General features: G+C 58.3%; 30 protein-coding genes. 24 read left to right on the top strand and 6 right to left on the bottom strand.

Annotation, left to right across the window (positions count from 1 at the left end):
• Positions 1–60: 60 nt before the first annotated feature.
• Genes crtY through ACFOOP_RS18025 form a run of 3 tightly spaced genes read left to right on the top strand, consistent with a single transcriptional unit; the run spans position 61 to position 3,752 of the window.
• Complete coding sequence (gene crtY, locus ACFOOP_RS18035) at positions 61–1,242, top strand: lycopene beta-cyclase CrtY (RefSeq protein ID WP_379882551.1); 1,182 nt, start codon at positions 61–63, stop codon at positions 1,240–1,242.
• A gap of 14 nt (positions 1,243–1,256) precedes the next feature.
• On the top strand, positions 1,257–2,762 hold the full coding sequence (locus ACFOOP_RS18030) for a phytoene desaturase (protein ID WP_379882550.1): 1,506 nt from the start codon (positions 1,257–1,259) through the stop codon (positions 2,760–2,762).
• Entirely contained in the window at positions 2,763–3,752 is a 990-nt protein-coding gene (locus ACFOOP_RS18025) for a phytoene/squalene synthase family protein (protein ID WP_379882549.1), read from the top strand.
• A 4-nt stretch (positions 3,753–3,756) separates the two neighbouring features.
• On the opposite strand, the gene ACFOOP_RS18020 is transcribed toward ACFOOP_RS18025, so the two are convergent.
• From ACFOOP_RS18020 to ACFOOP_RS18005, 4 genes are all read right to left on the bottom strand, one after another.
• Positions 3,757–4,272 (bottom strand): sterol desaturase family protein, encoded by a 516-nt coding sequence (locus ACFOOP_RS18020; RefSeq protein ID WP_379882548.1) that lies wholly within the window; start codon positions 4,270–4,272, stop codon positions 3,757–3,759.
• Positions 4,273–4,332: 60 nt separating this feature from the next.
• Entirely contained in the window at positions 4,333–5,310 is a 978-nt protein-coding gene (locus ACFOOP_RS18015) for a polyprenyl synthetase family protein (protein ID WP_379882547.1), read from the bottom strand.
• A gap of 197 nt (positions 5,311–5,507) precedes the next feature.
• Positions 5,508–6,200 (bottom strand): histidine utilization transcriptional repressor HutC, encoded by a 693-nt coding sequence (gene hutC / locus ACFOOP_RS18010; protein ID WP_379882546.1) that lies wholly within the window; start codon positions 6,198–6,200, stop codon positions 5,508–5,510.
• Positions 6,197–7,564 (bottom strand): formimidoylglutamate deiminase, encoded by a 1,368-nt coding sequence (locus tag ACFOOP_RS18005; RefSeq protein WP_379882545.1) that lies wholly within the window; start codon positions 7,562–7,564, stop codon positions 6,197–6,199. Before ACFOOP_RS18005 ends, hutC begins: the two co-directional genes overlap by 4 nt.
• Positions 7,565–7,659: 95 nt before the next feature.
• Here ACFOOP_RS18005 and hutH point away from each other — a divergent pair, with 95 nt between their 5' ends.
• From hutH to ACFOOP_RS17910, 19 genes are all read left to right on the top strand, one after another.
• Positions 7,660–9,195 (top strand): histidine ammonia-lyase, encoded by a 1,536-nt coding sequence (hutH, locus tag ACFOOP_RS18000; RefSeq protein ID WP_379882544.1) that lies wholly within the window; start codon positions 7,660–7,662, stop codon positions 9,193–9,195.
• Positions 9,192–10,001, top strand: coding sequence for an N-formylglutamate deformylase (hutG, locus tag ACFOOP_RS17995; protein ID WP_379882543.1), 810 nt, complete (start codon positions 9,192–9,194; stop codon positions 9,999–10,001). Before hutH ends, hutG begins: the two co-directional genes overlap by 4 nt.
• Entirely contained in the window at positions 9,994–11,661 is a 1,668-nt protein-coding gene (gene hutU, locus ACFOOP_RS17990; protein WP_379882542.1) for a urocanate hydratase, read from the top strand. Before hutG ends, hutU begins: the two co-directional genes overlap by 8 nt.
• A 151-nt stretch (positions 11,662–11,812) precedes the next feature.
• Positions 11,813–12,373 (top strand): c-type cytochrome, encoded by a 561-nt coding sequence (locus tag ACFOOP_RS17985; RefSeq protein ID WP_379882541.1) that lies wholly within the window; start codon positions 11,813–11,815, stop codon positions 12,371–12,373.
• Positions 12,374–12,410: 37 nt separating this feature from the next.
• Positions 12,411–12,974, top strand: coding sequence for a hypothetical protein (locus tag ACFOOP_RS17980; RefSeq protein ID WP_379882540.1), 564 nt, complete (start codon positions 12,411–12,413; stop codon positions 12,972–12,974).
• 206 nt (positions 12,975–13,180) lie between these two features.
• Positions 13,181–13,576, top strand: coding sequence for an NADH-quinone oxidoreductase subunit A (gene ndhC / locus ACFOOP_RS17975; protein ID WP_379882539.1), 396 nt, complete (start codon positions 13,181–13,183; stop codon positions 13,574–13,576).
• A complete protein-coding gene (locus ACFOOP_RS17970) occupies positions 13,567–14,136 on the top strand; it encodes a NuoB/complex I 20 kDa subunit family protein (RefSeq protein ID WP_379882538.1) in 570 nt (189 codons plus the stop codon). Before ndhC ends, ACFOOP_RS17970 begins: the two co-directional genes overlap by 10 nt.
• A gap of 211 nt (positions 14,137–14,347) precedes the next feature.
• A complete protein-coding gene (locus ACFOOP_RS17965; RefSeq protein WP_379882536.1) occupies positions 14,348–14,959 on the top strand; it encodes an NADH-quinone oxidoreductase subunit C in 612 nt (203 codons plus the stop codon).
• A 3-nt stretch (positions 14,960–14,962) separates the two neighbouring features.
• Positions 14,963–15,406, top strand: a complete 444-nt coding sequence (locus ACFOOP_RS17960) for a GFA family protein (protein WP_379882535.1) — start codon at positions 14,963–14,965, stop codon at positions 15,404–15,406.
• Positions 15,399–16,619 (top strand): NADH-quinone oxidoreductase subunit D, encoded by a 1,221-nt coding sequence (locus ACFOOP_RS17955; RefSeq protein WP_379882534.1) that lies wholly within the window; start codon positions 15,399–15,401, stop codon positions 16,617–16,619. The genes ACFOOP_RS17960 and ACFOOP_RS17955 overlap by 8 nt, the downstream gene beginning before the upstream one ends.
• A 19-nt stretch (positions 16,620–16,638) precedes the next feature.
• Entirely contained in the window at positions 16,639–16,908 is a 270-nt protein-coding gene (locus tag ACFOOP_RS17950) for a hypothetical protein (RefSeq protein WP_379882533.1), read from the top strand.
• A gap of 81 nt (positions 16,909–16,989) precedes the next feature.
• Complete coding sequence (locus tag ACFOOP_RS17945; protein WP_379882532.1) at positions 16,990–17,256, top strand: hypothetical protein; 267 nt, start codon at positions 16,990–16,992, stop codon at positions 17,254–17,256.
• Between the two features lie 455 nt (positions 17,257–17,711).
• Positions 17,712–18,392, top strand: a complete 681-nt coding sequence (nuoE, locus tag ACFOOP_RS17940) for an NADH-quinone oxidoreductase subunit NuoE (RefSeq protein WP_379882531.1) — start codon at positions 17,712–17,714, stop codon at positions 18,390–18,392.
• Positions 18,393–18,438: 46 nt separating this feature from the next.
• A complete protein-coding gene (locus ACFOOP_RS17935) occupies positions 18,439–18,891 on the top strand; it encodes a nuclear transport factor 2 family protein (RefSeq protein ID WP_379882530.1) in 453 nt (150 codons plus the stop codon).
• Positions 18,892–18,898: 7 nt separating this feature from the next.
• Positions 18,899–19,141: a hypothetical protein gene (locus ACFOOP_RS17930; protein ID WP_379882529.1), complete on the top strand. Its 243-nt coding sequence runs from the start codon at positions 18,899–18,901 to the stop codon at positions 19,139–19,141.
• The gene (locus ACFOOP_RS17925; RefSeq protein ID WP_379882528.1) at positions 19,131–19,361 is read left to right on the top strand and encodes a hypothetical protein; all 231 of its coding nucleotides are present in this window, start codon (positions 19,131–19,133) and stop codon (positions 19,359–19,361) included. Before ACFOOP_RS17930 ends, ACFOOP_RS17925 begins: the two co-directional genes overlap by 11 nt.
• A gap of 34 nt (positions 19,362–19,395) precedes the next feature.
• Positions 19,396–20,697: an NADH-quinone oxidoreductase subunit NuoF gene (gene nuoF, locus ACFOOP_RS17920; RefSeq protein WP_379882527.1), complete on the top strand. Its 1,302-nt coding sequence runs from the start codon at positions 19,396–19,398 to the stop codon at positions 20,695–20,697.
• A 1-nt stretch (position 20,698) separates the two neighbouring features.
• A complete protein-coding gene (locus ACFOOP_RS17915) occupies positions 20,699–21,220 on the top strand; it encodes a GNAT family N-acetyltransferase (RefSeq protein WP_379882526.1) in 522 nt (173 codons plus the stop codon).
• A gap of 142 nt (positions 21,221–21,362) precedes the next feature.
• Complete coding sequence (locus tag ACFOOP_RS17910) at positions 21,363–21,776, top strand: HU family DNA-binding protein (protein WP_379882525.1); 414 nt, start codon at positions 21,363–21,365, stop codon at positions 21,774–21,776.
• A 68-nt stretch (positions 21,777–21,844) separates the two neighbouring features.
• Here ACFOOP_RS17910 and ACFOOP_RS17905 read toward each other — a convergent pair whose 3' ends face one another.
• Complete coding sequence (locus ACFOOP_RS17905; protein ID WP_379882524.1) at positions 21,845–22,930, bottom strand: acyltransferase family protein; 1,086 nt, start codon at positions 22,928–22,930, stop codon at positions 21,845–21,847.
• A gap of 80 nt (positions 22,931–23,010) precedes the next feature.
• Positions 23,011–23,652: a helix-turn-helix domain-containing protein gene (locus ACFOOP_RS17900; protein WP_379882523.1), complete on the bottom strand. Its 642-nt coding sequence runs from the start codon at positions 23,650–23,652 to the stop codon at positions 23,011–23,013.
• A 145-nt stretch (positions 23,653–23,797) separates the two neighbouring features.
• Here ACFOOP_RS17900 and ACFOOP_RS17895 point away from each other — a divergent pair, with 145 nt between their 5' ends.
• Both ACFOOP_RS17895 and ACFOOP_RS17890 read left to right on the top strand, forming a co-directional pair.
• Positions 23,798–24,031: a hypothetical protein gene (locus ACFOOP_RS17895; RefSeq protein WP_379882522.1), complete on the top strand. Its 234-nt coding sequence runs from the start codon at positions 23,798–23,800 to the stop codon at positions 24,029–24,031.
• A 41-nt stretch (positions 24,032–24,072) separates the two neighbouring features.
• Positions 24,073–24,939 (top strand): sulfotransferase family protein, encoded by an 867-nt coding sequence (locus ACFOOP_RS17890; RefSeq protein WP_379882521.1) that lies wholly within the window; start codon positions 24,073–24,075, stop codon positions 24,937–24,939.
• Positions 24,940–25,062 lie beyond the last annotated feature (123 nt).

Below are 25,062 nucleotides of genomic sequence, written 5' to 3'. Positions count from 1 at the left end.
GGTCAATTTTAATCCCCCGGACTATCGCCTATAACCTCCAACTCTGGCAATGGAGGCGGCGTGAGTATATCCGGCAAGGCAGACATCGCGATTGCGGGGGGCGGACTTTCGGGCGCGCTCATCGCCTATCGCCTGCGCCTGACGCGCCCGGATGTGTCCGTCGTCCTTGTGGAGCAGGGGCCATCCCTTGGCGGCAACCATACCTGGTCGTTTCATGGCGCGGATGTGCGCGCGCAAACCTATCAATGGCTATCGGCCTTTATCGTCCATTGCTGGCCGCGCCAGTCGGTGCGCTTTCCCGAATATGAACGTGTGCTTGAAACGTCTTATTGCTCCATCACCTCGTCGCGGCTGCATGAGGTTGTGGCGCCGATGCTCGGCGACAGGCTGATCTTGAATGCGCCGGTTGAAACGATCGCGGCGGATCGTATTACGCTCGGCAATGGCGATGCGATTGAGGCGAAGGCGGTGATCGACGCCCGCGGGGCAAAGCAGAGCAAACATCTGGCGCTCGGCTTTCAGAAATTTGTCGGTCAGGAAATTGAATTCTCAGGTCCGCACGGGATTGAAGCGCCGGTCATCATGGACGCTACAGTTCCTCAGGAGGACGGCTACCGGTTTCTATATATTCTCCCCTTCACAGCGAACACCGCTCTTGTTGAAGACACCCGCTACGCTGATGGCGATGCGCTTGATCGTGGCGCGTTACGGCGCGGCATTGAAGACTATTGCGGCTCGCGCGGCTGGAAAATTGCGAAGATCCTTCGGGAGGAGGAGGGCGTGTTGCCGATCGCGCTCGCTGGCGACATCGACGCTTTTCTTGGTGAAACGGAGAAGGGCGTTGCGCAGGCCGGCATGCGCGCGGCGCTGTTTCACCCGTTGACCGGCTATTCTCTGCCCGATGCGGCGGCGCTGGCGGAGCTGATCGCTTCGCAACAGGACCTCTCCGGCGCTTCGCTCGCGCGCTTTACGCGCGGCCACGCCGCCTCAATCTGGAAACAGCGTAGCTTTTATCGCCTGTTATGCCGTATGCTGTTCACGGCGGCGGCGCCTGCTCAGCGCTATAAGGTGTTGCAACGGTTTTACAGATTGCCGCAGCCGCTGATCGAACGATTTTATGCAGGCGCTACACATCTGGGTGATCAGGCGCGCATTCTCGCCGGAAAACCGCCAGTGCCGGTGGGGCGGGCCCTTGGCTGTCTGAGTGAAGGGCAGTATCTGAAAAGCGCCATGAAGGCGTAGAAACAAGGCGGGACATGTCCACAGCAGCAGTGATCGGTTCGGGTTTTGGCGGGCTTGCGCTCGCTATTCGTTTGCAGTCGGCGGGCGTTCAAACCCGGCTGTTTGAAAAACGCGACCGGTTGGGCGGGCGCGCCTATGTTTATCAACAGGATGGTTTCACCTTCGATGCGGGACCGACGGTTGTCACGGACCCGTCCGCGCTGGAGGAGCTGTTTACCCTCAGCGGCGCCAAGCTGTCCGACTATGTCGAACTCCTGAATGTGGACCCGTTTTACCGGCTTCTTTGGGAAGACGGATATACGTTCGATTATTGCAGCGACGAGGCGGGGCTGCTGGAGCAGATTCGCGCCAAGAACCCGCCCGACGCCGAAGGCTATCAGCGGTTTCATGAATATTCCCTGGAGCTGTTCCGGGAAGGCTATCTGAAACTTGGCGCCGTGCCGTTTTTGAATTTCTGGTCGATGATCCGCGTCGCGCCGCAACTGATCGGCCTGCAGAGTTATCGCAGTGTCTATGACCGGCTCGGCGATTTCGTGAAAGATCCGCAGTTGCGCCAGGCGTTTTCTTTTCACACGCTTCTGGTCGGTGGCGATCCGTTCAAGACGTCGGCTATCTATGCGCTGATCCATGCGCTTGAACGCAAATGGGGCGTATGGTTTCCACGCGGCGGTACCGGCGCGCTGATCGCAGGCATGGGCCGTCTCTTCACCGATCTCGGCGGCGAGATTCATATGAATGCGCCCGTAAAAGAAGTGACGGTCGAAGACGACAAGGCGCGCGACGTTATCCTAGAAAATGGCGAACGGTTTTCGGTCGATGCGGTCGCATCCAATGCCGACATCGTCCACACTTATGAAAAGCTGCTGGGCAAGACGCCGTCAGCCGCGCGCAAGGGGCGGCAATTGAAGGGAAAGCGGTTTTCGAACTCGCTTTTTGTCGCCTATTTCGGGTTGAAGAAAAAGCACCCGAATATCGCCCATCACTCGATCATCTTCGGCCCGCGCTATCGTGAACTGATCTCCGAAATTTTCTCCGGGCCTGAGCTGCCGGAGGATTTCTCGCTCTATCTGCACCGACCGACTGCGACGGACCCGGCGCTTGCGCCGCCAGGATGCGACGGATTTTATGTGCTCTCGCCTGTGCCAAATCTCGGCAAGGCGAAAATCGACTGGTCTGTCGAAGGACCGAAATATCGTGACCGCATCTTCACCTATCTGGAGGAGCGTTACATCCCGGGTCTGAAGGAAGACCTCGTCACGTCGCGCATTTTCACGCCGGCGGATTTTGAAACAGAGCTGAACGCTCATTTAGGGTCGGCGTTTTCCATTGAACCGATCCTGACCCAGTCGGCGTTTTTCCGGGTGCACAATCGCGACGACCAGATTCCCAATCTTTATTTCGTCGGGGCCGGGACGCATCCGGGCGCCGGCATTCCGGGCGTTGTCGGCTCGGCGAAGGCGACCGCCGGTTTGATGCTTGAAGATCTTGGCGCCGCCGCGCCGGCAAAAGCGGCGGAATAGTTGAGCGTCTCCGCAACACAAAACGCAGCCTCGCGCGATGCGCTGTCCGCTTATGGCAAGAAAACTATCAAGCAGGGCTCGAAGAGCTTTGCGCTCGCCTCTTTATTATTCGGCCGGGAGATGCAGGCGGATGCGCAGATGCTCTATGCTTGGTGCCGTCATTGCGATGATGTGATTGACGGCCAGTCCATGGGAGAAGACGCCCCCGATGCGGAGATGACCGCCGCGGAGCGCCAGCGCCGCCTGGACCGGCTTCGCGAGAATACAAGGCGCAGTCTCAACGGCGAGCCTGTTGGCGAACCAGCCTTTGACGCCTTTGCGGAAGTTGCGGCACGCCATCACCTGCCAAAGCAATATCCGTTCGACCTTCTGGCGGGGTTTGCGCTAGACGCAGAGGAGGCGTGCTACGAAACTCTCGACGATACGATGCGCTATTGTTACGGCGTCGCTGGGGTGGTGGGGATCATGATGGCGATTCTCATGGGCGTTGATCGTGATGATGAAGAAACGCTCGACCGCGCTTGCGATCTCGGTCTTGCTTTTCAACTGACCAATATCTGCCGCGATATTTATGATGATGCGCGGGCGGGACGTATTTATGTTCCCGCCGCATTGCTCGGCGCCGAAGGCGTCGCCGCCGATCCCGCTTCTTTGCTTGATGAAACCAATAAAGAGCGCGTCTGGCGCGTCGCCATTTCGCTGCTTGACAGCGCTGACGATTATTATGCTTCCGCGAGCGCCGGCGTGCGTCGGTTGCCGCCGCGTGCGGCGGCGGCGGTGGCGGCGGCGCGCAACATTTACCGGGATATTGGTCGGCGCATCCGCGAAGGCGGGCCTGATGTCTGGCGCGCGCGTGTCGCCGTTCCGGGGGCGCGAAAGGCGATGCTGGCCGTGTCGGGTATTGTGACCGGCGTCCCGTCTTCGCTGTTTTTGAAATCGTTGAAAACGCCGCCAAGAGGCGCTCTCTGGCGCCGCCAGTCGATGCAATAGAAATTTATGCAAGCGGCGGCAGGTTGCTTTTCACTGTTGCGGCGCGAAGGCGGGCGCCTTCGGTTCGTTTCATCATCTGTTTCAAATGTTGCGGGCTCGGTGCGAAGATAAAGCCGAAAGAAACGCAGCCTTCTTTTGATTCAACGGCGTGATGCAATCGATGCGCCTGAACGACGCGCGCCAGATATCCCTTTTTCGGTCTCAGCCCGAAATCCATGCGCCGGTGCACCAGAATATCGTGAAAGAAAAAATAGATCAGGCCATAGCCGAGTATGCCGATCCCTGCGGCGAGAGCCGGCGTCCAGCCATTCACGCCGATATAAATCAGCGCAATCGACGGAACGGAAAAGATCACGGCGAACCAGTCGTTCTTTTCAAACGCGCCGGTGCGCGGTTCGTGATGGGATTTGTGCAGCGACCATAAAAATCCATGCATGACATAACGATGCGTCACCCAGGCGACGCCTTCCATCAGCAGGATGAAAGCAATAATGACAGCGATGAATGAAAGCGGCGACATGGACATAACTATAACAGGCCGCATGAGGTTTTGCGACGCGGCGAAACGCGCTGCTGACGCTTAGCTTGAAACGGGCCGGCGCTGTTTAAGGCCGTCGGTGTTTTCGTCAATGGCGATCACGCCGAATTTCTTGCCGATTTTCTGGGCAAGCGTGGCGAGAAGGGCGGGCCGTTCGCTGTTGGCGTCTTTTGCGGCTTCGATGGCGCGGCCGAGCCAGCGACCGGCGGAGCGGCGCGCGCCCTCGCGGCCAAGAAGGCTGACGACGGTCGATTTTCCTTCATCCTGCGATACGTCTTTGCCGGTGTTTTCCATCGTGCCTTCAACATCGATAACGTCGTCAAACGCCTGATAGGCGAGACCCAATGCGACGCCATAATCATGCATCTTTTGAACCCGGGCCTCGTCCGCGCCGGCGAGTTCAGCGCCGATGGCGGCGGCCGCAGCGAAGAGGGCGCCGGTTTTTTCAAGATGGCGCTGTTCAATTTCCTTGAGGGAATTGGCGTCGGTCTCGGCGCCGGCGCACATGATGTCGCGTTCCTGTCCCCCGGCGAGGCCGTCGGGCCCGACGGCGTTGGTCAAATGACAGATGGCGCGAATTTTCTGGGCCGGGTCGCCGGCGGGGCCGTTCGAAATGACGCGATAGGCTTCGTTGAGCAACGCAACGGCAGCGAGCATCCCGGTGCCTTCGCCGAACACAACATGGGTCGCGAGACGTCCCCGGCGCAGGCGGGCGTCATCCATGGACGGCAGATCGTCCATGATCAGCGAAGCGGCGTGCACCATTTCGATGGCGCATGCGGCGTCAACGGCGTCTTCAATATCGCCGCCGCTCTCGGCATAGGCGAGAAGCGTGATGATGGGGCGGAAGCGCTTGCCCGGTGACAAAAGCGCATGCCGGATGGCGCAAATCAGGCGCGTGTCCTTTGCATTTTCGCGGTAGAGTTCACCGAGCCGAATGTCGATTTTTTGGCGCAGGACGTCGATCGCGCCAGCGCTGAGAGTCTCAAGGCCGACATCTATGCGTTTGTCGAACGCCATACTTCGGCTCCTTGGGTCAATATGAACAAGTGTTAGAAACATCCTGCAGCCGCCATGATGCACTATTCCAGGTGCTTGTGAAATACACAAAGTGGGTGTCGTCGCTTCGCTGTTGCAATATTTGAAAGCCCGCCGCTAACCACAATTACAGGATAAAGAAAGGGTGGTTCCTTTTTTGTTCCTGAGAATCAATAGTGTTAAACCTGCGCCTTCAACTTATATCCCGGCCTATAATACAGCTTCATCGTCGTGACATGCAGATTATCCTGCCATGTGGTGCGATCGATGGTGAAAAGCGCTTCGCCCTCGGCAATGTCGAGCGCCGCGGCTTCTCCGGGCCCGGCCGGGGTCGCCGAAAAGGTTACGTCGCCGCTGGAATAGGGGGCGTGTTTCAACAGCCACTCATTGGCGCTGATCTTATCGAGCGGCGCATCGAGAATGCCGGACGCGGCTTCGAGATTCACCCAGCGATCTTCGTAAGCGTAGGGCGCGCCGTCGGCCATGTGCACGGTTTGAAGATGCAGCGCGCGGTTGCCGGTTTTCATTTGTAGGCGCGCGGTGACGGCGTTGGGCGCGTCGATGACTTCACGCAGCAACAGATGCGGGCGGTATTGCGCGCCGGTCGCTTCCACTTCCTGCCGGATGAGCGGGATTTCGAAACGCGCGCGTTTGACAGGCAGTTCTTTGATGCGGGTGCCGGCGCGGCGTTTGCGTTCGATAAGCCCGTCTTCAGCGAGAGATTGCAGGGCCCGGTTCACGGTGGTGCGCGCGCATTGATATTCCCCGGCGAGATCCACTTCGCCGGGCATCAGCGCGCCGGGCGCCCATTCGCCTGAGGAAATGCGGTCGCGGATGGCTTCGCGGATGGTGTGATGACTGCGCTCGCTCATAACTCACCCCGAAGGCGCGCCATAACCGCATTAAACCGTGTCGTGATAGCGTCGCGTTTAATATGCGCGCCGCTCGTCACTACATGGCGCCCCGCCGCCCAGACATCGGTGACGAGATCATCGCCGCCCGCAAATATCCATGTGTCGAGCATTCGGTCGCCGGAAAGCCCAGCGAGTGCAGGCGCGGCGCTGTCGAGCGCAAGGAGATCGGCGAGAGCCCCGGTTTCGATCCGCCCTGCGTCGCGGCCCAGTGCTGACGCGCCGCCAGCGGCTGCGGTTTCCAGCATCGCCCGGCCGCAGGATTTTTCAGATGTGGCGAGCACCGCGCGCTGACGGTCCCGAAGCCGTTGGGAATGTTCCAGCGCGCGCAGTTCCTCAGAGAGCGAAATGCGAATATTGGAATCGGAGCCGAGCGCCAGCGCGCCGCCAGCGGATAGATATTCTCGGGCGTTGAAAATTCCATCGCCAAGATTGGCCTCGGTTATGGGGCAGACCACAACGCCGGCGCCCGAGGCGGCGAGAGCGGCGGTTTCCGTGTCGGTCATTTGCGTGGCGTGAACCAGCCGCCAGTCAGCATCGATGTTCATGGTCTTGAGCAACCATTCAACAGGCCGCGCGCCGAGATAGGTGAGGGCTTCATCCACTTCGCCGGTTTGCTCCGCTGCGTGGATGTGTACAGGCGCAGTCCGATCCAGTCCGACGGTGAAGGATAAGGCTTTTTCATTGACGGCGCGCAGGGAATGCGGCGCCACGCCAAGCCGCGCATCGGCTGGTAATTGTTTGAGACCGGAGCGCGCTAGCTCGAAAAGCTGTTCGAATTGCTCAAGCCGATTGCCGAAACGCCGCTGACCGCCGGCAAGCGGCCGGTCGTCCATGCCGCCGCGCATATAAAGCACCGGCAGATGCGTGTAGCCGATCCCTGTTTGCGCCGCTGCCGCAAACATGCGCTCGCCGAGTTCGCCGGGATTGTCATAGGGCGTTCCGTCCGGCTGGTGATGGAGATAATGAAATTCGCCGATGGCGGCGTAGCCCGCCTCAAGCATTTCCATTTGAACCTGTGCGGCGATCGCTTCGATGTCGTCGGGCGTCAAGCGCTCGACGAAATGATACATGAGCGCGCGCCATGTCCAGAAATCGTCATGGGCTTGTGAGCGATATTCGGTGAGCCCGGCCATGGCCCGCTGGAAGGAATGAGAGTGCGCATTGCCGGGGGCCGGGAGCAGGGCGCCGACTTTGATCCCTTCGGGCTTGGCGTCTGCGGTCACCCCGGCGATTCGGCCTGCGGGGTCGATTTCCAGCCGAACATTTCGCGCCCATCCAGCGGCGGTGAGGGCTTCTTGTGCGAACAGGGTCTGGTGGGCCACGGCTTGCGCCTCCGGTTAATATGTGCATACATAATATCCAATAAACTGCACATATCAAGCAGTGGATAGGCTGCTGAGAGCATTTTGAGGGTTCTATGACGGTCACGCTGACGCCGGGCGCGGCGAGCCTTGTCGGGCTCGAAGAGCTTTATCGGGATGGGTCGGCCTTCGCCCTGGACCGAGCGGCGCGGGCGGGGATTGATTGGTCTGCGGAACAAATTGCAAAAGCGGCCGCGGACGATGCGCCGGTCTATGGCGTCAATACCGGTTTCGGCAAACTCGCCTCTGTGCGCATTGGCCATGATGAACTGGCGCAGCTTCAGCGCAATCTCATTCTCTCCCACAGCGCGGGAACCGGCGCGCCATTGTCACCCGGGGTGACGCGCCTTGTGATGGCGCTCAAACTCTTGTCGCTCGGCCGCGGCGCGTCGGGCGTGCGCTGGGACGTGATCGAACAGATCGAAAAATTTATTGCCGCGGACATTCTGCCCGTCATTCCCTCGCAAGGGTCTGTTGGCGCATCGGGCGATCTGGCGCCGCTCGCCCATATGACCGCGGCGCTGATCGGCGAGGGTGATGTTGTTCATCGCGGCGACATGAAATCGGCAATGGCGGCGATGAAAAGCGAGAACATCGATCCGCTGATCCTGTCGGCCAAAGAAGGCCTCGCCATGATCAATGGCACACAAGTGTCGACGGCGCTCGCCTTGTCCGCCTTGTTCGACGCCTGGCGGCTGGCGATGTCATCCGTCACCACAAGTGCGTTGTCGATTGAGGCGGCGATGGGAACGGCGGCGCCATTCCATCCGCAAATCCATTCCCTGCGCGGTCATCGCGGTCAGATTGAAACCGCGCAGCGTTTGCGCGAACTGCTTGATGGGTCGCAAATCATTACCAGTCACATGGAGGGTGATGAACGCGTGCAGGATCCATATTGCTTGCGTTGTCAGCCGCAGGTTGCCGGTGCGTGTCTTGATCTTTTGCGACAGGCGGCGGTGACGCTTCAAATGGAAGCAAACGCCGTTACCGACAATCCGCTGGTGCTGGCGGACGGGGAGATCGTATCGGGGGGAAACTTCCATGCGGAGCCGGTTGCGTTCGCGGCGGACCAGATCGCGATTGCGCTGTCGGAGATCGGATCGATTTCCCAGCGCCGTATTGCGTTGCTTGTCGATCCTGCCTTGAGCTATGGCTTGCCAGCGTTTCTGACGCCGAAACCGGGATTGAATTCCGGATTGATGATTGCGGAAGTCACTTCCGCCGCGCTCATGAGCGAGAACAAGGCGCTTTCCAATCCCCGTTCGGTTGATTCAACGCCGACGTCAGCGAATCAGGAAGACCATGTCTCCATGGCGTGCCACGGTGCGAGGCGGTTACATGAGATGAATGAAAACCTCTCCGGCATCATCGCAGTTGAAGCCATGGCGGGGGCGCAAGGCGTCGAGATGCGCGCGCCGCTGGAGACCAGCCCGGCGCTGAAAACAACCATCGTCGCCATTCGCGAACGTTGCGCGCCCATGGGCGATGACAGGATTTTGTCAGATGACATTGATGCGCTGAAAAATCTTGTCCGCCAGAGAGTTTTTTCCAATCATGCGGGCGTCACGCCGATTGAACTGGGCGCATTATGAATCCGCTGACGGTCATAAGCGGCAAGGGGCCGGTCATTCTCGGCCAGCCCCATAGCGGTGTGTTCGTTCCGGATGAAATCATGGCGCGTCTTAATGCGCGCGGCCGAACGCTGGCCGACACAGACTGGCATGTGGACCGGCTCTATGATGGCCTTTTGCCCGACGCGACAATCGTGCGCGCCGACTTCCATCGCTATGTCATCGACGCCAATCGCGATCCGTCCGGCGCCAGTCTCTATCCCGGTCAGAATACGACTGGTCTCGTGCCGCTCACTGATTTCGATGGCGAAGCGATCTGGGATGCGCCCCCCACCGATGAAGAGATTGAGCGTCGCCGCATGGATTTTCACGCGGTCTATCATCTGACGCTCGCCGCCGAAATTGATCGCGCGCGCGACGCCCATGGCGTTGCGGTTCTCTATGATTGTCATTCCATCCGGTCGCAGATTCCGTATCTGTTTGATGGAACCTTGCCTGATCTCAATATCGGCACGAATAACGGCGCCACCTGCGCGAAGGCGATTGAAGAAGCGGTCGCCGATGTCTGCGTCGCGTCGGAATTTTCCTATGTGGTGAACGGGCGTTTTCGCGGCGGCTGGACAACACGCCATTATGGCGATCCAGCGCATGGCGTTCATGCGATCCAGATGGAAATCGCGCAGAGCGCCTATCTCGAAAGCGAGGCGGCGCCTTTTACCTACAGTGACGCGAAAGCTGAAAAGCTGCGCGCAACCCTGAAACAGATTTTGGAGCGCATCGAACAGCTTGCGCTTGACGGACATTTGAACGGAGCCGGAGATGACTGACCGATTTGCAAACAAGCGCGATGTGAAAGCCCCCACGGGTACGGAGCTGAACTGTCTGTCATGGACGACGGAAGCGCCGTTCCGCATGATCCAGAACAATCTCGATCGCGACGTCGCTGAAAATCCGGACGAGCTTGTGGTTTATGGCGGCATTGGCCGCGCGGCTCGTTCATGGGCGGATTTCGACGCGATCACGGAAACCCTCAAGACCTTACGTGAGGATCAGACCTTGCTGGTGCAATCCGGCAAACCTGTCGGCGTTTTTGAAACCCATAAAGATGCGCCGCGCGTGTTGATCGCAAACTCCAATCTCGTGCCGCATTGGGCGAACTGGGACCACTTCAACGAGCTCGATAAAAAAGGCCTGATGATGTACGGCCAGATGACGGCGGGCTCGTGGATCTATATCGGCACACAAGGGATTGTTCAGGGCACCTACGAAACCTTCGTCGAAGCCGGGCGGCGCCACTATAACGGCAACCTCAAAGGAAAATGGATTCTGACCGGCGGCCTTGGCGGCATGGGCGGCGCGCAGCCGCTCGCGGCGGTGATGGCTGGCGCATGTTGTCTCGCCGTTGAGTGCAATCCGGACTCGATCGATTTCCGGCTGCGCACGCGTTATGTCGACGAGAAAGCCGAAACGCTTGATGAAGCGCTGGAGATGATCGAGCGCTGGACCAAAGCGGGAGAGGCGAAGTCTGTCGGCCTTCTCGGCAATGCGGGCGATATTTTTCCGGAGATCGTCAAACGAGGCGTCAAACCCGATATCGTGACAGATCAAACGTCGGCCCATGATCCTGTGAACGGCTATCTTCCCATTGGCTGGACCATGGGCGAGTGGCGAGCCAAACGCGAAAGCGATCCGAAAGTGGTGGAGAAGGCCGCCCGCGCCTCCATGAAAATCCAAGTTCAGGCGATGCTCGATTTTTGGAACGCCGGCGTGCCGACGCTCGATTACGGCAATAACATCCGTCAGGTTGCTTTTGACGAAGGCCTCAAAGACGCGTTCGATTTTCCGGGTTTTGTGCCGGCTTATATTCGTCCGCAATTCTGCCGTGGCGTCGGGCCGTTCCGCTGGGCCGCGCTTTCCGGCGATCCGGAAGACATCTACCGCACCGATGAAAAAGTGAAGGAGCTGCTCCCCGACAACAAACATCTTCACAACTGGCTCGACATGGCGCGCGAGCGGATCGCGTTTCAGGGCCTGCCCGCGCGCATCTGTTGGGTGGGCTTGGGCGATCGTCATCGTCTGGGATTGGCGTTCAACGAGATGGTGGCGAATGGCGAGTTGAAAGCGCCGGTGGTGATCGGCCGCGATCACCTCGACTCAGGTTCGGTGGCGAGCCCCAATCGCGAAACGGAATCCATGAAAGACGGCTCCGACGCCGTATCCGACTGGCCGCTGTTGAATGCGCTCCTGAACACCGCCTCCGGCGCCACCTGGGTGTCGCTCCATCATGGCGGCGGCGTGGGCATGGGCTTTTCCCAGCATGCGGGGATGGTGATCGTCGCCGACGGCACGGAAGACGCCGCCCGGCGCCTGAAGCGCGTCCTCTGGAACGATCCGGCCAGCGGCGTCATGCGCCACGCCGACGCCGGCTATGAAGACGCTATCGCCTGCGCCCGGGAAAAACAGCTCAACCTTCCCGGCATTCTCTAGTTTTTGATTTTGTCGCGTATTTTGCCTGAAAATCGGTTCCCACTTTTCGGAATGCGCTCCGAGCGGGTTTCCTGAGTTTCATCTTTGCCACATTGCGGCCTCGCTGAATCGGCGCGAGAATAAGGCCAAGCGGGATATAGGGATGAAAGATATGGGGAAAACTATCGCCAAACTGGCCGCGATCGCTGCGGTTGCAGCGCTCGCAGGTTGCGGTGCTGAAAATACGACTTCCACCGCCGATGGCGCAGAGCACGCGCCAGTCAGCCTGAAACCTGCGGTCAAGCGCGATGTGGACCCCATGCTGGGACGGACCCTCTTTGTGGAAAAAGGCTGCGTCATTTGCCATTCCGTCAACGGCGTGGGGGGCAAGGCTGCTCCGGCGCTTGACGCTGAAATTGGCGGGCCCGCCGTCGATCCGCTGGAATTCGCCGCCCGGATGTGGCGCGGCGCCCCGGCGATGATTGAGCTTCAGGCGATTGAGCTTGGCTACACCATTTATCTGACGGCCGACGACATCGCCAATCTCGCCGCCTTCGCCGCTGACCGCGACGCCCAGAAGGCCCTGAGCGCTGAAGACCTTCCGGAAACGATTCGCGCCGGGCTGCTCGATGAACGCTTCTGGGAAATGGAGAACTGGGACGATTATCTGCGTCAGGGCCAGGAAGGGGATTTTCCTGAAGGGATTGAGGATGTCCCTGAGGAAAATGAATAAAAAGCAATAAAATCAGAGCTGTCGGGGGGTGAAGCTCATGAAGGATTACGGATTTTTTGCGGTGGCGGTGATGGCCGCCGCAGCGCAGGTCCAGGAGCTCAAGGCTGAAGCGGCGCCTGCGCCAGCGGAGGCCGCGCGCCACCAACTATCACACTTTGAACCGGAGATTGGCCGCTGGGACGTGGTGAATTCGGTCATGAAGGGGCCGGGAGAGCTCGCCACGCTGTACTTTGTCGTGGAGACGTCGCCGACCTTTGACGGTCTCGGGATCAAGGCCGACTGGTATGAAGCGGAGAGCGGGAAGTTCTTCGGCCAGGTAATCCGGACCTACAATCCCGCAAAGGCCAAGATGGATCAGCATTTTTTTGCGGCAGGATCATCGACCTGGTCGGCCACGTCGCAAGACGTCAAATTCGATGAAACCGGCTACAGCACAAGCTTTTCCGGGACCGACCGGTTCGGGTCGTTTGACGCGAGAACAAAGACCACGCTGTTGCCCGACGGCGCGGGATATGACTGGATGATCGAGCGGCGCTATAAGGGCGGCGACTGGTTCGTCATAGACCGAGGCGAGGCGCGTCCGGCGTCGCCAAAACCCTGATCGCTGCGCCAGCGCCGGATTCGCCTGGAAAGCGTTTCGCAAGGGACGCGGCGATGCTGCGGTTTTCCGTCTCATTTCTGTCCCAAAGGCCGGAAAACCCTCGGATTCGCGTTGCCTTTGGCGACGCACCTTTCTAGGTTCCGCCCCGAGTCTGCGCCAGCATTCACCTTGGGCGCATGGCCTGTGACCTTTCTAGGAGATGTCCCTTGGCGACCGCCGACTTTTTGCTCGACTGGCTACCCATCATTGTCTTCTTCGGGATTTCAGTGGCGCTGGCGCTGGGCTTCCTTGTGGCCCCGGCGATCATCGCGCCCAACGACCCCGACCCGGAAAAGAACTCCACCTATGAATGCGGCTTCAACGCCTTCGATGACGCGCGGATGAAATTCGACGTGCAGTTCTACATCGTCGCGATCCTGTTCATCATTGTCGATCTCGACGTGGCGTTTCTGTTCCCCTGGGCGGTGACCCTGTTCAATCCGGAACTGGGCGCCGACCGCGATTTCCAGCTTTTCGCCTTCTGGTCGATGTTCGTCTTTATCGCCGTCTTCGCCGTCGGCTTTTTGTATGAGTGGAAGAAAGGAGCGCTGGAATGGCGCTAGACCAATCCAAACTTCCTTACGGTACGGCGGCGCGCGTCGGCGCGCCGGGCTATAACCCGGACGCGAAGGACCCGTTCTTTGGCGAGCTTTCCGACCAGCTTGCCGATCGCGGCTTCATCACGGCGCCGGCGGATGCGCTGATCAACTGGGCGCGCACGGGCTCGCTCATGTGGATGACCTTCGGTCTCGCCTGCTGCGCCGTTGAAATGATGCAGGCGTCGATGCCGCGCTACGATGTGGAGCGTTTCGGCTTCGCGCCGCGCGCATCCCCGCGCCAGTCGGACGTGATGATCGTTGCGGGCACGCTGACCAACAAGATGGCCCCGGCGCTGCGCAAGGTTTACGACCAGATGCCGAACCCGCGTTACGTCATCTCCATGGGCTCATGTGCAAACGGTGGGGGCTATTACCACTATTCCTATGCGGTGGTGCGCGGCTGCGACCGCATCGTTCCCGTCGACATTTATGTGCCGGGCTGTCCCCCGACGGCGGAAGCGCTGGTCTATGGCATCCTGCAATTGCAGAAGAAAATCCGCCGTGAAGGCTCGATTGTGAGGTAGCGAAATGATGCAGGAGAAGAACAGGATACGGAACTATGGACTGGCATTCCTTCTCCTCGTGCTTGCGCCTGCCATGTTTGCCTTGGGCTATTTTGATGTAGTTGAGGCCAACGTAATCCCTGTAATTACTGCATTTTCCGTAGTGACGCTCTTAATCGCCGTCATATTTCTTGTTCTCAAAGCTGGGTCTCGAAACAAGCCAGAGTAATCGATGTCTGAAGAACTGAAAGAACTGGGCGAACATATCGCCGCGACCATAGACGCCGACATCCGCACCTGGCGGGTGGAATATGGCGAGCTGACGATTGAGGTGCGCGCCGACCGCATCGTGCATGTGATGCAGTTTCTGCGCGACGATCCGCTGGCGAAATTTCTGGTGATGATCGACCTGACGGCGGTGGACTATCCCCAGCGCGCCAAGCGTTTCGACGTCGTCTATCATCTCCTGTCGATGCACAATAACGCCCGCATCCGGGTGAAAGCGCAAATCGGCGAGGATGAAACCATTCCGACGATCACCGACGTCTATCCCTGCGCGGACTGGTTCGAGCGCGAGGCGTTCGACATGTATGGCGTCGTCTTCTCCGGCCATCCGGACCTTCGCCGCATCCTCACCGATTACGGCTTTGAAGGTTACCCGCTTCGCAAAGACTTCCCGCTGACCGGCAATGTGGAAGTCCGCTATGACGACGAACAAAAACGCGTTGTCTATGAGCCGGTGAAGCTGGTTCAGGAGTTCCGCAATTTCGATTACCTGTCCCCATGGGAAGGCGCTCAATATGTGCTGCCGGGCGACGAGAAAGCGGAAGCCAAGAAGGAATAGATCATGGCGGAGCGGACCGGAAAGTGCCAGTGCGGCGCGGTGAAATTCAAGGCGGCGCCGAAAATCGAGCAGGACGGCATGCATGTGGACGCCTGTCATTGCAGCATGTGCCAGCGCCGCATCGGCGGGCCGTTGATGGCGGTCAATCTCACCGCCGCGCCGGTGATTGAAGATGACCGCCAGCTTGGCGTCTATGCGTCTTCGGACTGGGCTGAGCGCCTGTTTTGCAAAAACTGCGGCTCCAATCTTTTTTACCGCCTGCGCGACGGTTCGCATCACAGCGTTCACGCCGGCGCGCTCGATGATCTGTCGGACGCGAACTTCACGATGGAAATCTTCATCGATGAAAAACCCGATTATTACGCCTTTGCCGGCGACAGGAAGAAACTAACCGGCCAGCAGACAATGGAAATGTTCGCCGGCGGACAGGAAAACGAGAATGGCTGACGGACATATAGCCCCCGAAGATTCGACCTCCGACGCTTCGTCGGAACGTAACTTCACGATCAATTTCGGGCCGCAGCATCCGGCGGCGCACGGCGTTTTGCGCCTCGTGCTGGAGCTTGACGGCGAGATCGTGGAGCGCGTCGACCCGCATATCGGGCTGTTGCATCGCGGCACTGAAAAGCTGATCGAATACAAGACCTATCTTCAGGCGATCCCGTATTTCGACCGCCTCGATTACGTTGCGCCCATGAACCAGGAACATGCGTTCTGCATGGCGGCGGAAAAGCTGCTTGGGCTGGAAGTGCCTAAACGCGCGCAGCATATCCGCGTCCTGTTCTCCGAGATTGGCCGCATCCTCTCGCATATTCTGAATGTCACGACGCAGGCGCTCGATGTGGGCGCGCTGACGCCGCCGATCTGGGGTTTTGAAGAGCGCGAAAAACTCATGATCTTTTATGAGCGCGCGTCGGGCTCGCGCATGCACGCGGCTTATTTCCGCGTGGGCGGCGTTCATCAGGACTTGCCCGAAGAGCTGATCAACGACATCGACGCATGGTGCGATCAGTTCCCGCAAAAGATGAAGGACATCGAAACCCTCATCACCGACAACCGCATCTTCAAACAGCGCAATGTGGATATCGGCGTGGTGACGCAGGAAGAAGCGTTCCAGTGGGGCTTTTCCGGCGTGATGGTGCGCGGTTCCGGCATTCAGTGGGATTTGCGCCGGGCGCAGCCTTACGAGTCCTATGACGAATATGACTTCAAAATTCCCATCGGCAAAAACGGCGATTGTTATGACCGCTATCTCTGCCGCATGGAGGAGATGTATCAGTCCGTCCACATCATGAAACAGGCGATTGCGAAGCTGCGCGAAACGCCGGGCCCGGTCATGACCACGGACGGCAAGGTCGCGCCGCCCAAGCGCGAGAAGATGAAAGGGAACATGGAATCCCTCATTCATCACTTTAAGCTCTATACGGAAGGCTTCCATGTGCCGGCGGGCGAAGTCTACACGGCGGTCGAGGCCCCCAAGGGCGAGTTCGGCGTCTATCTCGTCTCCGACGGCTCCAACAAACCCTATCGCTGCAAAATCCGCGCGCCGGGCTATCCGCATCTGCAGGCCATGGACTGGATCAATCGCGGCCACATGCTGGCGGACGTCTCGGCGATCCTAGGCTCGCTCGACATCGTGTTCGGTGAGATTGATCGATGAGATAATCGAGGAGAGAAATTTGGATAGCGACAAGGAACAATTGCGCCAAGAAATTGCAGACTTGTTACCTCTCATAGAAAGAGGGGATTTGGCGGTGTCCAAAGCACGAGAAGAGCACGATTACACAAAGTCTGATCAGTTACTGTTGACGTATATATTGCGTTTAAATGTGGTAATGGACATGGTGACTAAACAGCTCAGTCTTCTTACTCAAGAAATTCATGATAACCGGACAATGATAAAAGAGCTTCAAAAGGAAGTGGATGAGCTTCTTGATGATTGTGAGTAGAGCGGGCCTTTAGTCCGCCAAAACTATGCATGCTGATTGTTCCCATGGCGGGCTGAAGCCCACCCTACTGAATGCAATGTCATGAAAGTCCCATCCGTCACCTGCGGCACCCATGGCGAACAGCCCCAGACCTTTGTCTGCGTGCATATCATTGAGTCGATCCGCGAGGGCGAGCCGAAAGGCTTCTGGTGGAGCCGGGGGCCGGACGGCGTCTGGGATGCGGTCTGCGATCAGTGCAATAGCCTCTCCCAAGAGGAATTTGACGCCCTCGGACCGGATAATATCGGGGTCATCTGCCTCGGCTGTTTTGAGGACGCGGCGGCCCTCAATGAAATTGAGCTGGAATAGGCCTTCGCCCCCGTAAACCGGGCAAGGGAAGCCACCCGTCAATGGCGAAAAATACCTCAAATCTGTTGAATTCGGGCGGTTTTTTGAGGTTTGGTGAAGAGTTATCCACCGGTTCCGGTCCTGATTTATAGTCGCTCCGTCACTTGCCCTCGCGCTTCAGGATAAGGGTTCAGGCAGTCAATCGATGCCGTGGAACCCGGATCGCGTCCGGGGCAAACGAGCGGCGGCGAGCCGGTAAAGAGTATGACGGAGCAGGATATGTCAAATGGCGCCACATCAACCGCAACGCCAGCAATTACGCGGGTGAAGAATGGCGCGGGCCGCGCCGACGACCATCCCAAACCGCGCGGAAACAGGCATCCGCGACGCCGTAAGCCCTTTTGTTTTGCGGCCAATCAGTTATGTGTCCCCGGAGCGAAGACACCAGATTTGCCGACCCTTTAGGAGAACCGCCCATGGCGAGCCGCCGTCCCGCGAAAGACCAGCCCGCGTCCTTTGGATGGACGCCAGAGAACAAGGCCTGGTGCGACGCGCAGATGAAGAAATATCCGGAAGGCCGCCAGGCCTCCTGCGTGATCCCGTTCCTGTGGCGCGGCCAGAAGCAGGAGGGCTGGTGCTCGATCCCGATGATGGAGACGATCGCCCGCCAGCTGGAGATGCCTTACATCCGCGTCTATGAGGTCGCGACCTTCTACACGATGTTCAACCTCGCGCCCGCCGGTGAGTTTTATGTTCAGGTCTGCGGCACGACGCCGTGCATGCTGCGCGGCTCTGACGGCCTGCGCGAAACCTGCAAAAAGGTGATTGGCGAAGAAGGCCATGTTTCGGCGGACGGCAAGTTTTCCTGGCTTGAAGTCGAATGCCTCGGCGCGTGCGCCAACGCGCCAATGGTCCAGATTTCAACCAAACATGGCGATCATTACTACGAAGACCTGACGCCGGAAATTCTCGAAGACCTGCTGGCGAAACTCGCTCGCGGCGAAGAAGTGAAAATCGGGACACAGCATCCGAACCGCCACACATCCGATCCGGAAGGCGACAATACCTCGCTCACCGATCCGTCCCTCTATGACGGTTCTTACGCACAGCCATTGAAAGAGATTCCGAATTCCGCGCCGAAAGAACCGGCGGAGTAAGCGCCGCTGACAGGCCCGAAACGCTTGAGGTGAAATGATGAAGACTATGAAACACATAGCGCGAAACGCCGCCATTGCGGCGGTCTTGTGCTTCGTGGCGCAGCCGGCCTCGGCTGAAATGTCGACGCAGGATTTCGCCGCTTGGCTCGATGGCTACAAAGAAGCGTGGGAGATGCGCGATGCGGAAAAGGCCGGCGCGCTTTTCACTGACGACGCCACCTATCAGGAATCGCCCTTTGATGACGCGATGGTGGGGCGGGCCGCGATTGAAGAATATTGGTCCGGCGTCACCGCCGATCAGCGCGATGTTCGTTTTACGTATGAGATTTTGACCTGCTACGACGATACGTGCCTGGCGCAATGGCATGCGGCGTTCTCCAGCGCTTCCGGTGAGAATGCGATCGAGCTTGACGGCGTGTTCTTGTGCGCCTTCGCGGACGCCAAGACCGTACGGTCGTTAAAAGAGTGGTGGCACATTCAGGTTGAGCCGGCGGAGTAAAGACGACGTGCAAACGCCAGACGACATCAAGCGCAAGGAAGCCGTGAAGGGGTTGATCAATATCGCCCTTCTCGAAGGCGTCATGCTGATCGCGGTCGTCGGGGCGTATCTTTACACCGACAATCTCTCCATCCTGATTGGCGGCGTTATCGGAACGGCGATTGTTTTCGGACCGATGTTTTTTCGCTGGTTCAATGAACACGGCAAATCGCTTCAGGCGAAAGCGGGCGGGGGCGGTCATGGCGAGTGAGCGCGAACAAAGCCCGCATTACATTCCCGAGCTTGATCCGGACAACCCGGCGAGCGGCCCGAAGATGAAACAACGGTTTCTTTGGTTTTTGCTGCTTTGTGGACTGAGTTTGTGGGCCGCGGCGGCAATCGCTTTCATGACCGGGAATGAACGGTTAGCTATGATTCTGGCGATTGTAGGCATGATTATGATCGTGCCCTTGGCGCCGGGTATCGGGTAGGAAGTAAGTTTTCTCAAATTTCGAATGGTTGAACATGCTCGAAGATAAAGACCGGATTTTCACGAACCTTTACGGCCTTCAGGACTGGCGTCTTGAGGCGGCGAAACAGCGCGGCGCCTGGAACGGCACGGCGGACCTGATCTCGCTCGGGCATGACTGGATAATCCAGCAGATCAAGGATTCCGGTTTGCGCGGGCGCGGCGGCGCAGGCTTCCCGACAGGTCTCAAATGGTCCTTCATGCCGAAGGAAGTGAAAGGCCGTCCGCATTATCTCGTGGTCAACGCCGACGAGTCAGAACCCGGCACCTGTAAAGACCGGGAGATCATGCGTCACGATCCGCATCTCTTCATCGAGGGTTGCCTGATTGCGTCATACGCGATGAAGGCGAATGTCTGTTACATCTATCTGCGCGGCGAATATGTGGACGAGCGCAACAACCTTCAGGCCGCAGTGGACGAAGCCTATGCGGCGGGCCTCCTCGGCAAGAACGCAGCCGGTTCCGGCTGGGATTTCGACCTTTATCTCCATCACGGCGCCGGCGCCTATATTTGCGGCGAGGAAACGGCGCTCCTGGAAAGCCTTGAAGGCAAGAAGGGCCAGCCGCGCCTCAAGCCGCCATTCCCGGCGGGCGCGGGGCTCTATGGCTGCCCGACGACCGTGAACAATGTTGAATCGATTGCCGTGGCGCCGACGATCCTGCGCCGCGGCGCAGGCTGGTTCCGTAAATTCGGGCGCGAGAACAATCACGGCACCAAAATTTTCTCGATCTCCGGCCACGTCAATCGTCCGTGCAATGTCGAAGAGGCGATGTCGATTCCGTTGAAGCAACTGATTGACGTCCATTGTGGCGGCGTCAAAGGCGGCTGGGACAATCTGAAAGCGATCATTCCGGGCGGGTCTTCCGTGCCCTGTCTGCCGAAAAACATCTGCGATGATGTGCTGATGGATTTTGACGCGCTGCGCGATCATCGCTCAGGGCTCGGCACGGCGGCGGTCATTGTCATGGACAAGTCGACCGACATGGTCCGCGCCATCGCGCGTCTCGCCTATTTCTACAAGCACGAGAGCTGCGGCCAGTGCACGCCCTGCCGCGAAGGCACCGGCTGGATGTGGCGAGTCCTGGAACGCATGGTTGTGGGCGATTCCACAACCGAAGAGATCGACAAGCTGCTCGAAGTCTCGACGCAGATTGAGGGTCACACTATCTGCGCGCTGGGCGACGCCGCCGCGTGGCCGGTGCAGGGCCTCATTCGCCACTTCCGTCACGAGATCGAAGAGCGCATCAACACCTACCGCAATGACCGTCCACATGTGGCGGTCGCCGCGGCGGAATAAGATGGCGCAAATCCGGCGGGCGACAGTCGCTGATGCGCCAGCGCTTTCCCGGCTTGGCGCCGTGACGTTCAAAGACACCTTCGGGCATCTCTATGCGCCGGAGGATCTTGAAGAGTTTCTGACATACAATCACTCGGTCGACTATTTTGAAGACTTCCTGAACGACCCGGAGGCGGCTGCGTGGGTGGCGGAAACGCCCGACGGAGAGATGATCGGCTATTGCACGGCGGCGCCGTGCAGTCTGCCCGCGCCGGACATGCCGGAAAATTCAGGCGAGCTTTGCCGCCTCTATCTGTTGCCTCAATGTCAGGGACAAGGGGTTGGCAAGGCCTTCCTCAATATTGCGCTGGACTGGATCGAAAGACATTTCGATCACACCTATATCGGCGTCTTTTCGGAGAACGCCGGCGCACAAAAGCTCTATCAGAGCTACGGTTTTGAGAAGGTCGCGGAGTACCATTTTCTGGTCGGAAAGCACCCCGATCTTGAATGGATCATGAAAAGAAGGTCACAAAAGGCGTAAAAAGCTCGATTTTATGGGCATAAATGCGTTTTTTAGGGTCTCACTCTACGGCGAATCATACGCAATAATGCAGATACAGCAGGCAAAACCCCCGTGTTTCTGGCTGCTTTCCGCATTCATGGACTGACAAAGGATACTGAAAATGGCCGTTAAACGGAAAACTGCAAAAAAAGCCCCGGCTAAAAAAGCTCCTGCTAAGAAAAAAGCAGCTGCTAAAAAGGCGCCTGCCAAGAAAGCCCCGGCTAAGAAAAAAGTAGCTGCTAAAAAAGCGCTGCCTGATGTTTTGACGCTGAAGCACCTCGCGGCTGAACTCGCCGAAGTCTACGAGATGCCGAAGAAACAGGCTGAAACCATTGTCGCCGATTTCATCGATCGCATGGGCGGCTACCTGAAAAAAGGCAAGAAGCTGCGCATCTCCGGTCTTGGCATTCTCCAGGTCCGTCACCGCGCCGCACGTATGGGCCGGAACCCGGCGACTGGCGAAGCGATCAAGATCAAAGCTTCGAAGAAAGTTGCATTCCGTCCGTCGAAAGACCTCAAAGAGCGCGTACTCTAAAACTCAACGCACTCTGACGAAAAAAAGCGCCCGGCTTGTGATTGGTCACAGCCGGGCGTTTTCTGTTGTTATTTGCGAAACCGTTTTCTCAAATCCAGGAAGCGCTTTTCATAAAGGTAAAAGCTCGCTGCGGAGACGGCGATAGTGGCGACAATCGCTATGGGAAATTCCAGCCATACATTCGGCAGGTTCAGTTTCGTGAGGAGGCTGCGCGCCACATGCACACACCACATATGATAGAGATACATGCCGTAGCTGACGGCGCCGATAAAGGCGACCGGCCGCCAGTCCAGTGCGGAAGTGATTTTTGCGCCGGGCGCAAGCACGATGGATGCAATCCAGGCGGTCATCAAAAGATGCATGGCGAGCCTGAAGGCGCCGGAAATGTCCGCCGCCGGGATATTGAACAACACCAATAACGCCAGCGCATAGACCAGCGGGGCATGTTTGAACCCGGCGATGCGCTGCGCAAGCAAATATCCCTGTTCGCGGTGGAGTAGATGCGCGAGACCAACGCCAAGAAGAATGGGCGTGAAGGTGGAGTCGAGAATTTCCCGGCTGTTTGCGGCGCCCTCGCCAAAGGCCGCGTTGATGGCCGGATCTAGAACGCCGAAATTGACCAGCTGGTTGACGGTAAGCGCCGCGACCCAGAACCCTGCCGCCGCGACCGGCGCGAAGAAGGTCTCGACGAGAGGCCAGATGAGATAGAATTGCTCTTCTGTCGCGAGAGACCAGGTGATGCTCAGATTGTTCGCGTCAGCATGAAGCCAGTTCGACAGGTACAAAGCATAGACCGGAAAGCCTTCCGCAAGTCTTGCGGTGTCGGGATCGCCGGGTTTGAAGATCAGATACGCGCCGAGCAGGCCGAACAGCATGAGATAATAGGCCGGCGCCAGCCGCAGCAATCGCCGCGCCCAGAAATTCCGGAGAGAGATACGACCTTCGCGGGCCTTTTCACGCAGCAGGAGGGTGACGATTAGAAAGCCGCTCAGAACAAAGAACAGATCGACGCCGGCGAAACCGCGCGCAAACATGGGCAGAAAATCTGGATGCGCGCTGTGATGCCAGACGACGGCGGTGATAGCGACGGCGCGCAGGCCATCAAGCCCGGCGAAATGTTTGCGAGACTGAAAGGACTCGTAATTGGTCGCCATAATGTCCTTGTTCCCGTCTGGCCGCGCCGACCAGAAATATGGGCCTTTTCTGAATGTTTGGATAATAACGGCGTAACCGCTTATTCCCTGCCATAGACATGCGCCGCACGCCATTGCGCCGCCGGGAGCTCACGCTCGCCCTCGACGCCATATTGCGAGATTCGAAAATGCGTGGCCGTCTTCTCCTGAAGGAGGCATAGATAGGCCGGCGTTTCGCTGGCGGGCCCGTCTTTCGCCATCAACAACGCGTCATTGCCGGCGGCTGCCGGGCGGGCCGGGTTTGCCCAGACGACTTCACCGGTGCGAAAACGCGGCGCCATGGCGTCATCCGGCGCATAAAAGCCAAATGTCATGTCGGCGCCGAGGAAGTCCGGCGCTTGCGGGCGCCTTTCGATCGGGCGCTGCATATCAAGCAGCCACAGACCGTTCTCGGCGGCGGTGCTGGCGAAGAGGCTGGCATTGCCGTCGGTCCTCGGCTCTGTCTGGTAAGGGGAGTCCGGCTCCTCAAAACCTGCCCGCTCCAGGACGCCCGGGCTTACGCCGAGATAGTCGACAGCGCGTTGTGCTTCATCGAATTTCAGGCGCCGCCGGCCCTTGAGCATTCTTGAAACACCGGATTTGTCGATGCCCAGCGCCTCGGCAAGTCCCGTCTGGGTCTTCGTAGGATCCCGTTCCAGCGCCTCAATAATCCAGTCAACTTCCCGTTGCATAGACAGCAACATGAAAGGCTTCCAGTTGATTTGCGATGGATAAAAACGCAACAATTTGAGTAAGATATTGCGATTATTGCAATAATTGCCTGATATTGTGCCGGCAAGGGTAGTCTCTGGCGCGGCAACGCTTCAAATGGCGGAGGGAGGGAAAATCATGGATGCGAATAACGGGAAAGAAGAGGACGTAAAGCGCCTGCAGCAAACAGTGGACGCTTTCGCCGCAAAGCTTGAGGCGATGTCTGCTGCGCTGGATCGGATGGAGGGGCGTCTGGATGTTCTGTATGAAGAATGCCAGCGGATCGGCGGCTGCGCGCAACGCAGTCTTTTACGTCAAGAAAGCATTTCGCAAAGTCTGACTAGACTAGAGCAGTCTTTACGAGACAAATAGCAACGGCGCATGTCTTCGCGCCCATCGCGGCGAGGGAAGGCATGACGCAGAGGCTGCTCATTTGTATAGGCGCTCAAAAGGCAGGCACGACATGGCTTGCCGATTATTTGCGCGATCATCCGCAAGTCCATGTGCCGCCGGTAAAGGAAGTGCATTTTTTCGATGCGCGTTTCGTCCCGCAATGGTGCGCGAAATATGAAGAAGAGATGCTGGCGGAATTTCAGCGCCAGACCGCTCAACTGACAATGGAGAGCTGCGGCAATCCGGCAATCCAACAGCGGCTGCACGCAATGTTGTTGCGGTTCAGAATGATCGCCAATCCGAACGAATATCTGCGTTTCATGAGTTGGGGCGCGCAGGGCGTGCCTGTGTTGTTCGAGGCAACGCCAGATTACTCCATGCTCGGAAAGGATGGATTCCGGTTCATGCGGGAAATCCACCCCGATGTGAGGCTGATCTTTTTGATGCGTAATCCCGCTGATCGCGTTTGGTCATCGATGACGTTCAACCGGACCCACAATCCCAAATTTGATATTGAAGCCATGTTCGACCGCCTTTTGGAGCGCGAGGATTTCATGCTGCTTGCAGACTACGAGCGGACGCTACAGGAAGCGCAATCGGTTTTTGGGGAAGACCGCATCCATCTGGAATTTTACGAACATCTCTTCAATCAGGAAGCGGTTGATCGAATTTGCCATTTCGCCGGAATAGGGGCCAAACCGGCGGAGTTCAGCACTCGCTCCAATGCCTCGCGAAGCGATGCGTCGGGAGGCCGCGAGGAGATGCCGCAAGACATGCGGGCGCGCGCCTGCGCCGCCTACGCCCACATATATCAAGCGATCGCCAGGCGCTTTGCCAACGATATTCCCGAAAATTGGCTCCAGGACATGGCTCGTTACGGGCTGTGATTCGGCGCCGTGACAGGTCGTCAGATGGGGGATGACGCTGGGCGGCTGCGACCGAATGGAGGGCTGTCCTGCTCTAGCATCAAAGGATAAAGAGGGCTAAACCACGCCCCAAATTTGGATTCA

This window comes from Hyphococcus aureus (genome assembly GCF_042643165.1).
Classification (GTDB): Bacteria; Pseudomonadota; Alphaproteobacteria; order Caulobacterales; family Parvularculaceae; genus Hyphococcus; species Hyphococcus aureus.
Note: the sequence above shows the minus strand (reverse complement) of the source record. Positions and strands in the feature narration are given on the sequence as shown.